The sequence below is a fragment of the Kitasatospora sp. NPDC051705 genome, assembly GCF_044453265.1.
In the GTDB taxonomy this organism is placed as follows: Bacteria; Actinomycetota; Actinomycetes; order Streptomycetales; family Streptomycetaceae; genus Kitasatospora.
Genome location: NZ_JBITCO010000005.1, coordinates 323,900 through 335,568, shown reverse-complemented (window position 1 = coordinate 335,568; position 11,669 = coordinate 323,900). Strand labels below are relative to the sequence as shown.

Annotated in this window: 12 protein-coding genes; 7 read left to right on the top strand and 5 right to left on the bottom strand. The window is 72.5% G+C overall.

Annotated features, from left to right (window positions below; translation table 11 throughout):
* Positions 1–170: 170 nt before the first annotated feature.
* The 6 genes from ACIA8Q_RS09765 (at position 171) to ACIA8Q_RS09740 (ending at position 5,839) form a co-directional block, all read left to right on the top strand.
* Positions 171–821, top strand: a complete 651-nt coding sequence (locus ACIA8Q_RS09765) for a histidine phosphatase family protein (RefSeq protein WP_360219192.1) — start codon at positions 171–173, stop codon at positions 819–821.
* Positions 822–1,006: 185 nt separating this feature from the next.
* Positions 1,007–1,624, top strand: a complete 618-nt coding sequence (locus ACIA8Q_RS09760; protein WP_360219156.1) for a TlpA disulfide reductase family protein — start codon at positions 1,007–1,009, stop codon at positions 1,622–1,624.
* Positions 1,621–2,409 carry a cytochrome c biogenesis protein CcdA gene (locus tag ACIA8Q_RS09755; RefSeq protein ID WP_360219153.1) on the top strand — a complete coding sequence of 263 codons (789 nt, stop codon included), beginning with the start codon at positions 1,621–1,623 and terminating at the stop codon, positions 2,407–2,409. The genes ACIA8Q_RS09760 and ACIA8Q_RS09755 overlap by 4 nt, the downstream gene beginning before the upstream one ends.
* A gap of 2 nt (positions 2,410–2,411) precedes the next feature.
* Positions 2,412–4,178, top strand: a complete 1,767-nt coding sequence (locus tag ACIA8Q_RS09750; RefSeq protein ID WP_360219150.1) for a cytochrome c biogenesis protein ResB — start codon at positions 2,412–2,414, stop codon at positions 4,176–4,178.
* 3 nt (positions 4,179–4,181) lie between these two features.
* The gene (gene ccsB, locus ACIA8Q_RS09745) at positions 4,182–5,312 is read left to right on the top strand and encodes a c-type cytochrome biogenesis protein CcsB (protein ID WP_360219147.1); all 1,131 of its coding nucleotides are present in this window, start codon (positions 4,182–4,184) and stop codon (positions 5,310–5,312) included.
* A gap of 140 nt (positions 5,313–5,452) precedes the next feature.
* A complete protein-coding gene (locus tag ACIA8Q_RS09740; protein WP_360219144.1) occupies positions 5,453–5,839 on the top strand; it encodes a hypothetical protein in 387 nt (128 codons plus the stop codon).
* Positions 5,840–5,913: 74 nt separating this feature from the next.
* Here the strand turns inward: ACIA8Q_RS09740 and ACIA8Q_RS09735 are convergent, their stop codons facing one another.
* Entirely contained in the window at positions 5,914–7,008 is a 1,095-nt protein-coding gene (locus tag ACIA8Q_RS09735) for a ScbA/BarX family gamma-butyrolactone biosynthesis protein (protein ID WP_360219141.1), read from the bottom strand.
* A 346-nt stretch (positions 7,009–7,354) separates the two neighbouring features.
* Between ACIA8Q_RS09735 and ACIA8Q_RS09730 the strand changes: the two genes are divergently transcribed.
* Positions 7,355–7,981 (top strand): ScbR family autoregulator-binding transcription factor, encoded by a 627-nt coding sequence (locus ACIA8Q_RS09730; RefSeq protein WP_360219138.1) that lies wholly within the window; start codon positions 7,355–7,357, stop codon positions 7,979–7,981.
* Between the two features lie 86 nt (positions 7,982–8,067).
* Here the strand turns inward: ACIA8Q_RS09730 and ACIA8Q_RS09725 are convergent, their stop codons facing one another.
* From ACIA8Q_RS09725 to ACIA8Q_RS09710, 4 genes are all read right to left on the bottom strand, one after another.
* The gene (locus ACIA8Q_RS09725) at positions 8,068–8,685 is read right to left on the bottom strand and encodes a ScbR family autoregulator-binding transcription factor (protein ID WP_360219135.1); all 618 of its coding nucleotides are present in this window, start codon (positions 8,683–8,685) and stop codon (positions 8,068–8,070) included.
* A 211-nt stretch (positions 8,686–8,896) separates the two neighbouring features.
* A complete protein-coding gene (locus ACIA8Q_RS09720; protein ID WP_360219132.1) occupies positions 8,897–9,106 on the bottom strand; it encodes an acyl-CoA carboxylase subunit epsilon in 210 nt (69 codons plus the stop codon).
* A gap of 78 nt (positions 9,107–9,184) precedes the next feature.
* Positions 9,185–10,786, bottom strand: coding sequence for an acyl-CoA carboxylase subunit beta (locus tag ACIA8Q_RS09715; protein ID WP_360219129.1), 1,602 nt, complete (start codon positions 10,784–10,786; stop codon positions 9,185–9,187).
* A 451-nt stretch (positions 10,787–11,237) separates the two neighbouring features.
* Positions 11,238–11,645, bottom strand: coding sequence for a PLD nuclease N-terminal domain-containing protein (locus ACIA8Q_RS09710; RefSeq protein ID WP_360219126.1), 408 nt, complete (start codon positions 11,643–11,645; stop codon positions 11,238–11,240).
* Positions 11,646–11,669: the final 24 nt, after the last annotated feature.

Genomic DNA, 11,669 nt, shown 5'->3' with positions numbered 1-11,669 from the left:
AGGTGCCCCCACCGCATGGACTCCCTCCTCGGCGCCGCCGATGCACGCACCCCAACGACGCCCGCTGATCCGACGTGATCCGAAAGACACGCCCTGGCCACGCCCCAGTTCACCCCGATTCCCAGGAGTACCGAGAAGTGAGCGCCGAAGAGATCACCGTCGTCCACGTGATGCGGCACGGTGAGGTGCACAACCCGGAGGGCGTCCTGTACGGCCGCCTGCCGGACTACCACCTGTCCGAACTGGGCCGGCGGATGGCCGACCGGGTGGCCGAGGACCTGGCCGGCCGGGACATCACCCACGTGGTGGCCTCCCCGCTGGAGCGGGCCCAGGAGACCGCCGAGCCGATCGCGAAGGCGCACGGCCTGGAGGTCGCGGCGGACGCGCGGCTGATCGAGGCGGAGAACGTCTTCGAGGGCAAGACCTTCGGGGTGGGCGACGGCTCACTGCGCAACCCGGGCTACTGGAAGTACCTCACCAACCCGTTCAAGCCCTCCTGGGGCGAGCCCTACCTCGACCAGGTGGTGCGGATGATGGGCGCGCTCGGCGCCGCCCGGGACGCCGCGCGCGGGCACGAGGCGGTCTGCGTCAGCCACCAGCTGCCGATCTGGATCCTCCGCTCCTTCGTCGAGCGCCGCCGGCTCTGGCACGACCCGCGCAACCGGCAGTGCTCGCTGGCCTCGCTGACCAGCTTCACCTTCGAGGGCGACAGGATCGTCTCGGTCGGCTACCGCGAGCCGGCCCGCGACCTGCTGCCCGCGCACCTGGTGGGCAAGGGCCGCAAGGGCGACAAGCCGGTCGGCAAGAGCTTCGGCGCCTGAGCGGGCCCGGGCCCCGCGCGCCCCGCTCACGCCCCGCACGGACGGCGCGTAAGCGGTGCGTAAGTATGGGGTCGGACCGCCCGGCGCACGCCGGGCGGTCCGGTCCAGTCGCAGGTCAGGAGGGGTGCGACGCGCAAGGCAGGACCCCCCCGAACCCTCCCGGGACTCCATGCGAAACTTTTCACATGTCTGCCATGGCGCGCCCCCGTCCCCGTGTCGCCGCAGCCGCCGCCGCCACCGCCGCCGCCGCTGCGCTCGCCCTCACCGGCTGCTCCTCCTCGGGCTCGTCCAGCAGCGGTGAGAGCCAGCTGGGCTTCGTCACCGTCAAGGGCACCAACGTCTCCAAGGCCGAGGCCGGCCACCGCCAGGAGGCTCCGGACATCTCCGGCGAGACGCTGGACGGCGCCCAGGTGAAGCTCTCCGACTACCGGGGCAAGGTCGTGGTGCTGAACGTCTGGGGCTCCTGGTGCGGGCCGTGCCGGGGCGAGGCGGACGACCTGCAGCGGGTCTCGGAGAAGTACAAGGACCAGGGCGTCCAGTTCCTCGGCGTCAACACCCGGGACACCGAGAAGGCCAACGCCGTCCGGTTCGAGCAGGAGAAGGGCGTCACCTACCCGAGCATCTTCGACCCGGCCGGCACCCAGCTGCTGAAGTTCCCCAAGGGCAGCCTGAACCCGCAGTCCATCCCGACCACCCTCATCGTCGACCGCGACGGCAAGCTGGCGGCCCGGGCCGTCGGCGGCACGGTGGAGGACGCGCTGGAGTCGATCCTGCAGCCGGTGGTCGCGGAGCAGAAGCAGTGAGTGCCGCGCTCCAGCTGGCCGGCGCGCACCTGGCCGACACCACCACGACCGTCCAGAGCGGGGCGCTGCTGGTGGCCGCCCCGGTCGCGCTGGCGGCCGGGCTGGCGTCGTTCTTCTCGCCCTGCGTGCTGCCGCTGGTGCCCGGCTACCTCTCGTACGTGACCGGGTTCTCCGCCGCCGACCTCGCGGACGCCCGCGGCTCGCGGCGCGGCCGGATGCTGCTCGGCGTGGTGCTGTTCATCCTGGGCTTCACCGCGGTGTTCGTCTCCACCGGGGCGCTCTTCGGCTACTTCGGCCAGGAGCTGCAGGACTACAAGCGGACGATCAGCATCGTGCTGGGCTCGCTCACCGTGGTGATGGGCCTGGCCTTCATGGGCCTGGTGCCCGGGCTGAGCATGCGCGAGGTCCGCTCGCACCGCCGCCCGGCGGTCGGCCTGCTCGGCGCGCCGATGCTCGGCGTGGTCTTCGGCGTCGGCTGGACCCCGTGCATGGGCCCGACCCTCACCGCGGTGCAGAACCTCGCGCTCAACCAGGCCGACGCCCAGCGTGGCGCGCTGCTCACCACCTTCTACTGCCTCGGGCTGGGCGTACCGTTCATCCTGGCCGCCGTCGCCTTCCGCCGGGCGCTGGGCGCCTTCGGGTGGGTCAAACGGCACTACCCGCTCGTCATGCGGATCGGCGGCGGCATGCTCGTCGCGGTCGGTCTGCTGCTCGTCACCGGTGTCTGGGACTCGATGATGAGCGAACTGCAGACCTGGACCGCCGACTTCCGGATCGGAATCTGACCGTGAGCAACACCACGACCGAGACCGAGCCGCCCCAGGCTCCGGACGACGCGGCCGCCGAGCGGCTCAGCACCGCGCCGGTCGAGTCCGACGGACCGGCCGGCATGGGGGCGTTCGGCTGGGCGCGCTGGATGTGGCGCCAGCTGACCTCGATGCGGGTCGCCCTGATCCTGCTCTTCCTGCTCTCGCTGGCCGCCATCCCCGGCTCGCTGATCCCGCAGTACCAGAACGGCCAGGGCCAGCTGAAGGTCGAGGCCTGGAAGGCGCAGCACGCCACCGTCGCGCCCGTCTACGAGAAGCTCCAGCTGTTCGACGTCTACAGCTCGGTCTGGTTCTCGGCGATCTACATCCTGCTGTTCGTCTCGCTGGCCGGCTGCATCGTCCCGCGCACCTGGCAGTTCGTCGGCGTGCTGCGGGCCCAGCCGCCGGCCGCGCCGCGCAACCTGACCCGGATGCCGGTGCACGCGGCCTGGCGCACCGCGGCCGACCCCGACGCGGTGAACGCCGCCGCCCACCGGCTGCTGCGCAAGCGCGGCTTCCGCGCCAACCTGGCCGGCGGCTCGGTGGCCGCCGAGAAGGGCTACCTGCGCGAGGTCGGCAACCTGCTCTTCCACATGTCGCTGTTCGCCCTGCTCGGCGGTTTCGCCTGGGCCAGCCTGGCCTCCGGCACCGGCGGCAAGCTGATGGTCGAGGGCGAGGGGTACTCCAACACGATCACCCAGCTCGACGACTTCAACGGCACCCGCTTCTACGGCAACGAGGACCTCGACCCCTTCTACCTGAAGCTGGACGGCTTCACCGCCAAGTTCCAGGACAAGGGCGACCAGATCGGCGCCGCCCGGCAGTTCACCGCGAACGTCGAGTACTCGACGGGCAGCGACGCGTCGAAGCGCAGCAAGGGCACCATCGAGGTCAACCACCCGCTGGAGATCGGCGGCAGCAAGGTCTTCCTGATCGGGCACGGCTACGCGCCCGTCATCACCGTCCGCAACGGCAAGGGCGAGGTCGTCTACCAGGGCGCCACGCCGTTCCTCCCGCAGGACGGCAACCTGACCTCCACGGGCGTCGTGAAGGTCTCGGACTACGGCACCGGGCCCGACGGCAGCAGGACCCAGCTGGGCTTCTCCGGCTTCTTCCTGCCGACCGCCCCGCTGAGCTTCGAGGGCACCGGGCCGGTGTCCCTGTTCCCCGGCGACGCGGCCCCCGAGCTGGTGCTGAACGCCTTCGCCGGCGACCTCGGCACCGACTCCGGCCTGCCGCAGAACATCTACCAGCTGAACACCCGCAAGCTGACCCAGCTGACGCAGGACGACCAGCCCGCCAAGGCCCGGCTCAAGCCCGGCCAGGCCTGGGAGCTGCCGAACGGCTACGGCAGCGTCACCTTCGACGGCTACAAGCAGTGGGCCAGCTTCAACGTCTCGCACCGCCCGGGCAACTCGATCGCCCTGGCCGGTGCGGTGCTGGCGATCCTCGGTCTGATCGGCTCGCTGTTCGTGCAGCGCCGCCGGATCTGGGTCCGGGCGGTCGCCCTGCCCGGCGGCGGCACCCAGGTGGAGCTGGCCGGACTGGCCCGCAGCGAGTCGGCGAAGATCGCCGAGGAGCTGGCCGAACTCGCGGTGGACCTCCAGGACGACGCCCCGGCGTCGGAGGACGAGGACGGTACCGCACCCGGGGAGCCGGGTCCCGGAGGCCCGGGACCGGAGACCGCCACGGCCCCGGAAGCACCCCCGCAACCCGCAGCCCCTGCCGACCAGAACTCCAAGGAGTAGACGGTGCATCTCGCCTCGGGGGTCGACCCACAGCTGGCCGACCTCTCCAACAAGCTGATCTATTCGGCCATGGTGGTCTACACGCTCGCCATGTTCGCCCACATGATCGAGTGGACCTTCGGCAGCAAGGGCGCCGTCGCCGTCCGCTCGACGGAGCAGTCGGGCAGCCTGGCCGAGACCGTCGCCGCGGCGGACGCCAAGGGCACGAAGAAGGTGACCGTCACCGTCGCCAAGGCCGGCGGCGGCACCGCCACGCTCACCCGCACCGCCGTGGCGGGCGCGGGCGCGACGGTGGTCACCAGCGGGCGCGGCGCGGACGAGGAGGACGGCCCGGGCGCGGCCGGCACCAGCGACCGGGCCGACCTGGCCGGCCGGATCGCGGTCTCGCTGACCGTCCTCGGCGCGCTGCTGCACGCGGGCGGCATCGTCACCCGCGGCCTGTCGGTGTCCCGCTGGCCGTGGGGCAACATGTACGAGTTCTCCTGCGCCTTCGCCTTCGCCATGACGGCGGCGTACCTGGTGCTGCTGGCCGCGCGGAAGAACGTCCGCTGGCTGGGCCTGCCGGTCGTCCTCGCCGGGCTGCTGACGCTCGGCATCGCCACCACGGTGCTGTACACGGACTCCGAGCAGCTCGTCCCGGCGCTGCACTCGCCGTGGCTGGCGATCCACGTCTCCACCGCGATCTTCTGCGGCGGCGCCTTCTACGCGGCGTTCATCGCCACGCTGCTGTACCTCGGCAAGGACGCCTTCGACAAGCGGATGGCGGCCGGCCTGACCAGCGGCCCGCTGGGCACCCCGGCGTCGGTCTGGCGCCGCCTGCCGGCCGCGTCGACCTTCGACAAGCTGTCCTACCGGATCAACGCCCTGGTCTTCCCGCTGTGGACGTTCACCATCATCGCGGGTGCGATCTGGGCCGAGGCGGCCTGGGGCAAGTACTGGGAGTGGGACCCGAAGGAGACCTGGTCGTTCATCACCTGGGTCGCCTACGCCTGCTACCTGCACGCCCGGGCGACGGCCGGCTGGAAGGGCCGCAAGGCGGCCTACCTGGCGCTGGCGGCCTTCGCCTGCTGGCTCTTCAACTACTACGGCGTGAACATCTTCGTCACCGGCAAGCACTCGTACGCGGGGATCTGACCGGGGCACAGTCACCCACCGGCCCGGCTCTCCGCAGAAGGTGGCCGGGCCGAGGTGCGACAGGGGTAGTTCGTGCCGGCCGTCGGTGCCGGCACGGGGAGGAACGAGGAGGAAATCGCGCAATGGAGTGCGACGAGGTCATGCTGACCGTCCGAATCACCGCCGCCGAGCGCATGCTGCTCCGCCGGCTCGCCCAGGGACACCGCAGCGACGTGTCCGAGGTGGTGGCCGACGGCCTGCTGGACATCATCCCCGTGCTCAGCGCGCCGGGGGACGCCTACCGGCTGCTGGGGGCCCTCGCCACGCCGGCGCCGTGTGCGCTGACGGTCTGGCTGCCGACCCCGCTGGCCGACCTGCTGGTGCCCGGCGCGGCGCGGATCGCGCAGGTCACCGAGGTCCGGATCGATTCGGCCAGCGCGGCGCTGGGCGCGGCGCTGCGGCTCTGGCTGGCCCAGGACCCGGTCCGGCTGGCGGCCAACCTGAGCGTGATGCACGCCGGGCGGCCGTCGGCCCTGGTCGCCGCCTGACCGGCCGCCGGCGCGCGGGGCGCCGGCCGGGGCCGGACGGGCGTTGACCGTGTCCGGCCGGGGCCGGACACGGCTCAGCTGGCCAGCGGCAGTCGGGGGCCGCCCAGGACGGGCTCGGCGGGGCGGTCCTCGAAGGGCTCCCGCCGGGTGGGCACCGTCGGGCGCCCCGCCGGGCGGTCGGCCGGCCCGTCGGTGGGGCCGTCGGCGGGCCCGTCGATCGGCTCGGTGAGCAGCCGGCAGTCGGCGGCCGTGCGCCCGTCCTGGACCAGCAGCACCCGGACGGGCAGCCGGCGCCCGTCCGGCGCCTGCTCGTGGACGGCCCGGACGAGGCAGGGCCGGTCCAGCTCGATGTAGTGGTCGAAGGAGCTGACGAACTCGACCGGCACCACCGGTTCGGGGTGGCGGAGCCGCTGGGCGGCCTGCCGGGCGGCCTCCAGCATCAGCATCCCGGGCACGTGGTCCAGCGCGTGGTCGAAGAGCACCGGGTGCCGGGCGTCGGTGCGCAGCAGCCAGGTGTCGGGGCGCAGGGTGGGGCTCAGCACGACGTCCCCGGGGTGCGCGCGGCCGACCAGCTCGGGCGCGGTGGGCGCGGGCGGTGCGGGCGGCACGGCGCCCCGCGGCCCCGGGCCGCGCAGCCGTGCGTACGAGGCGGGGGAGACGACCCGCAGCTGCCCGGTGCCGTGGCCGACCGGACGGCCGGCGCGGGTGACCTCGGTGTGCACCCGCAGCGAGACGAGCCGCCCGTGCCGCATCCGGACGTCCTCGCAGCGGACCGCCAGCATCAGCGAGGCGGGTTCGTCGGTGACGGCGATGGTGCGCAGCCCGTCCGGGGCGAGGGCGTAGGAGAGGTCCTCCATGACGAACTGGTGGTCGCGCGGCACCCCGAATCCGGCGTGGCCGATCAGCAGTCCGGCCTGCCGAATCGTTTCGGCCAGCAGCAGCGGGTCGTGGTAGCGGTCACCGGGCAGCCGGTAGAAGCCGTGCAGCCGGGGCCACTGGGCGCCGAGGAGGAAGTCGTACGGGCCGGTGGCCTGCCAGCCGGTCAGGAACACCTCCGACACCGAGGTGCGGTGCACCAGGTGGCGGGAGACGGTCCGCTCGTGGAAGTCGTAGCCGGGACCGGGGTGGGCGTACGGACCGTGGAAGTCCGGCTCTACGATCAATGGCATGACGGGCCCTACTCCAGGGTGTCGGTCGAGCGGCCGGTACGGACGCTAGGCAAAACATACAGACCACCCGGTTTCTCTTCTGCGTCTGGGGTGGCTCCTGCCGCGCAGCCCGGCACAACCACGCTACCCGGCCCCTGGACTGGGGTAATGCCCGCCCGGGGGACGGCAGACCTTGGACGGGGGTCCTCCCCGCTGGACGGCGGGGTCGGTCAAGGGGCTAGATTAGATACCAACCATGCGGTTTCGGTCAGTGCCGTCCGCATGCGAGGCGTCGCCCCCCACCGGCGGCGCGCTGACAGCAGCCGGGCGGGGAGGGAACGCGCCCGGCCGAGTCCGGAGGGGCCCAGTGGTCAAGCAGGAACGCGCGGGGCGGACCAGGCAGGCGGTGCTGCTCGCCGCTGCGGACAGTTTCGCGAGCGTCGGGTTCGAAGCCGCCAGCCTGGTCGACATCAGCCGGCGGGCCGGGGTCAGCAAGGGCGCCCTCTACTTCCACTTCGTCTCCAAGCAGGCCCTCGCCGACGGCGTCCGCGCCGCGGCCGGGCGCGAGATCGGGTCGGCCGCGCTGCGCGCCCTGCGCACCGGCGATCCGGCGCTCCAGGGCCTGATCGACTTCTCGCACGAACTCGCCCGGCTGCTGCGCGAGGACGTCCTGGTCCGGGCCGGCGTGCGGCTCGGCCGGCAGGGCCCGCCGCGGGCCGGCACCCCGGACGACCTGCCCGGTACGGACGCCACCTGGCGCAGCCTCACGGCCGTCGTCCGGCGCCTGCTGGACCGCGCCGCCGAGGGCGGCGAGCTGCGTCCCGGTCTGGACCGGCGGGCCGCCGCCGAACTGCTCACCGCGGTCGCGGCCGGCCAGGTGCTGCTCGCCGCAGAGGAGCCGGACCGGCCGTGCTCGGAGGCCGTGGGGCGGCTCTGGGCGGCGGCGCTGCCGGCCCTGGTGGCGGCGGAGCGCTGCGGCGGCTACCGGCTCTGAGCCGCCGCCGGCAGCCGTGCCGTCCGGCGCGCCGTCGGGCGGGCGGGAGGCCGGGCCGTGAGGCCCGGGACCGGGCCGTCGATCCGTCAGGAGGGCACGCGCTCGGCGACGCTCAGCCGGGCCAGCGCGTGCGGCTGCACCAGGCCGGGCAGCACCAGCGTCCACAGGTCGGCCATCCGCTGGATCAGGTCCCGGCGGTCGGTCAGCACCTGGGAGCTCAGCTGGATCCCGGTGACGGCCCCGGTGATCACTCCGGCGGCCGCCGCGAGGTCCACGCCCGGGTGCAGGTCGCCGGCGTCGCGGGCGCGTTCCAGCAGCCCGCGGGCGACGTCCGACCAGCCCTGGTAGGCCGCGATCTGCGGCTGGGTGAAGCTGCCGTGCTCGATCGTCAGCCGGATGCTGCCACGCACCAGCGGGTCGTCCTGGAGGGCGTGGGCGAAGGCGTACCCGAGGTCGATCAGGGTCTGCACCGGGCTGTCCGAGGACGGCTGCCAGGTGGCGAGCCAGGCGCCCTGACCCTCGATGACGGCGAGTGCCAGCTCCTCCTTGGAACGGAAGTGGAAGTACAGCGCACCCTTGGTGACGCCGGCGCGATCCAGGATCTCGGACATGGTGGCGGCGGCGTAGCCCCGCTCGTCGAAGACCTCGGCCGCCGCGAGGAGTACCGCCTGGCGGGTCGCCAGCGCGCGGGCCTGCCTGGCCATCGCAGCCTCCCTGGATAGTTCTGGTAGCTCGGCAGCGGCCGATCCTATGGGGGCCGGCGGGGCGGCGGGCCGCATACCGTCCAGTAGGTATTCTACCGAGCCCGTTCGGGGCGGAACCGACCCCCGGTGGCACGGCACCGGAGGCCGCCGGAAAGGGGTGACGGCCGGCCACCCGGGTGGGGTGACCGGCCGTCGGCGGTGCCGTGGGCCGTCAGGCGGCCTGCTGCCAGCTGACCGGCGAGTAGTAGGCCGGGCGGCGGTCCAGCCGCTGCCAGGTGGCGATCGGCTCGACCAGGGCGGCCGCGCCGGCCTGCTGCGCGGCGGCGGCGCGCGCCATCAGCACGGCGGTGAGGGCGGCCAGCTCCTCGTCGGAGAGGGAGCCGCGGACGATGCGGACGAGGGGTTCGGCGGAAGCGGTCATTTTCTGGTTTCTCCCCCGGTGTCTGTGGTGTGGTGTCGCTCGGACGTGCGTGCTGCGGGACCGCGCTCGGCGCGGACGCTACATCGGCGGGTTGCCGTGCTTGCGGCTCGGCAGGTCGGCGTGCTTCGTGCGGAGCATGGCCAGGGCGGAGGCGACCACCTGGCGGGTCTCGGCGGGGTCGATGACGTCGTCCACGAGGCCGCGCTCGGCCGCGTAGTACGGGTGCATCAGCTCGCTCTTGTACTCCTTGATCTTCTGGGCCCGCATGGCGTCCGGGTCCTCGGCGCCGTTGATGTCGCGGCGGAAGATCACGTTGGCGGCGCCCTCGGCGCCCATGACGGCGATCTCGTTGGTCGGCCAGGCGTAGGAGAGGTCGGCGCCGATGGAGCGGGAGTCCATCACGATGTACGCGCCGCCGTAGGCCTTGCGCAGGATCAGCTGGATGCGCGGCACGGTGGCGTTGCAGTACGCGTACAGCAGCTTGGCGCCGTGCCGGATGATGCCGTCGTGCTCCTGGTCGACACCGGGCAGGAAGCCCGGCACGTCGAGCATGGTGACCAGCGGGATGTTGAAGGCGTCGCACATCTGGACGAAGCGCGCGGCCTTCTCGCTGGCGTTGATGTCGAGCACGCCGGCCAGCGACTGCGGCTGGTTTGCGATGATGCCGGTGACGTGGCCGTCGACCCGCGCCAGCACGCACAGCACGTTGGTGGCCCAGCGCTCGTGGACCTCGAGGTACTCGCCGTGGTCGACGATCTCCTCGATGACCTTGCGCATGTCGTACGGGCGGTTGCCGTCGGCCGGCACCAGGTCGAGCAGGGACTCGTTGCGGCGGTCGACCGGGTCGTCGTTGAGGACGGTCGGCGGCATCTCGCGGTTGTTCTGCGGCAGCAGCGACAGGAGGTAGCGGACCTCCTCGATGCAGGACTGCTCGTCGTCGTAGACGAAGTGCGAGACGCCGGAGACGCCCGCGTGGACGTCGGCGCCGCCGAGGCCGTTCTGGCTGATCTTCTCGCCGGTCACCGCCTGGACGACGTCCGGGCCGGTGATGAACATCTGCGAGGTCTCGCGGACCATGAACACGAAGTCGGTCAGCGCGGGGGAGTACGCGGCGCCGCCGGCGCACGGGCCGAGCATCACCGAGATCTGCGGGATGACGCCCGAGGCGCGGGTGTTGCGCTGGAAGATGCCGCCGTAGCCGGCGAGGGCGGTGACGCCCTCCTGGATGCGGGCGCCGGCGCCGTCGTTGAGCGAGACCAGCGGCGCACCGGCCGCGATGGCCATGTCCATGATCTTGTGGATCTTCTGCGCGTGGGCCTCGCCCAGCGCGCCGCCGAAGATCCGGAAGTCGTGCGCGTAGGTGAAGACGGTCCGGCCGTGCACGGTGCCCCAGCCGACGATGACGCCGTCGGTGTGCGGCTTCTTCGCCTCCAGGCCGAAGCCCTGGGCGCGGTGCCGGCGCAGCGGCTCGACCTCGCGGAAGGAGCCCTCGTCCAGCAGCAGCTCGATGCGCTCGCGGGCGGTCAGTTTGCCCTTCGCGTGCTGGGCCTCGGTGGCCTTCTCGCTGGGGCCGCGACGCACCTTCTCGCGGAGCTCGTGCAGCTCGGCGACGCGCCCGCGGGCGTCGGCCGGGACCTCGGGGACCTCGCCGCCCACCGGCGCCTCATGCACAACCGTCATCTCGAACCACTCCAAGGGTGAGGGAACTGTCCGACAGCCAACGTCTGCTGTGCCCCCGGCTGCGAATCACTTTCTTCACTTATGACTGTACGAGGGGCCGTGCGTTGGTTTCGGCGTCGATTCCGTACAAGGTCGGGTCCGTTTAGATGTCAGGCCTGCACAGAAGCGGCGGGGGCGAAGCCGGAGCGCTCGGTGTCCGTTCGAATACCGGGGGTTGTCGGGCAGATGATGGTCCGATGATCTGAGCGTGAAGAAAAGCGCAGGTCAGGGCCGTCGCTCAGTAATGTAGGGCGGCCGACTTGGGCCTCGCTCAAGCTCCGCTCAAGTCGGGTGCGGAGGCGGCCCCGATCCGTGCTAGGGGGCTCCCGGTCGTAGGGAAGCGCCAAAAACACTCCAGCCCACCCGGAACGTTCCGGGTGGGCTGTCCGAGGTAGCGGCCGGGCCTGCGCGATCAGCTCCTGCGGCCGTCGCCGGGCTCGTCGTCGTTGCGCAGCTCCTGCTCGCGGCGGCGGAGATCGGCCTCCCAGCGCTTCAGCATCTCCTCGTGCTCCTTGTCGCTCTTCTTCAACGAGGCGAGGAAATCGGGGTCGTCGTCCGGGGCGAGCGGCCGGCCGCCGCGCGGGGCCGACCGCTCGGGGCCGCCCGCATCCCCGTCGTACGGCCCCGCGAGCAGCGGACGGCGCTGCTTCCCGGCCACCAGCCAGGCGATCGGGCCGACCGGCGGGAACAGCAGCACCACCAGCACCCAGACCGGCTTGGGGAGGTGCTTCACCCCGTCCTCGGGCGTGGTCAGGCAGTCGATGAAGGCCCACACCCAGAGTGCGAGCGGAAGGACGATGGTCAGAAGAATCCTCAGCACGGTGGCTGTCTCCCCCGGCGGCGG

Excerpts from the sequence above, each read along its gene's own strand:
- ACIA8Q_RS09765 (WP_360219192.1), top strand. The coding sequence starts at position 171 with ATGCGGCACGGTGAGGTGCACAACCCGGAGGGCGTCCTGTACGGCCGC.
- ACIA8Q_RS09760 (WP_360219156.1), top strand. The coding sequence starts at position 1,007 with ATGTCTGCCATGGCGCGCCCCCGTCCCCGTGTCGCCGCAGCCGCCGCC.
- ACIA8Q_RS09740 (WP_360219144.1), top strand. The coding sequence starts at position 5,453 with ATGCTGACCGTCCGAATCACCGCCGCCGAGCGCATGCTGCTCCGCCGG.
- ACIA8Q_RS09735 (WP_360219141.1), bottom strand. The coding sequence starts at position 7,008 with ATGCCATTGATCGTAGAGCCGGACTTCCACGGTCCGTACGCCCACCCC.
- ACIA8Q_RS09725 (WP_360219135.1), bottom strand. The coding sequence starts at position 8,685 with ATGGCCAGGCAGGCCCGCGCGCTGGCGACCCGCCAGGCGGTACTCCTC.
- ACIA8Q_RS09720 (WP_360219132.1), bottom strand. The coding sequence starts at position 9,106 with ATGACCGCTTCCGCCGAACCCCTCGTCCGCATCGTCCGCGGCTCCCTC.
- ACIA8Q_RS09715 (WP_360219129.1), bottom strand. The coding sequence starts at position 10,786 with ATGACGGTTGTGCATGAGGCGCCGGTGGGCGGCGAGGTCCCCGAGGTC.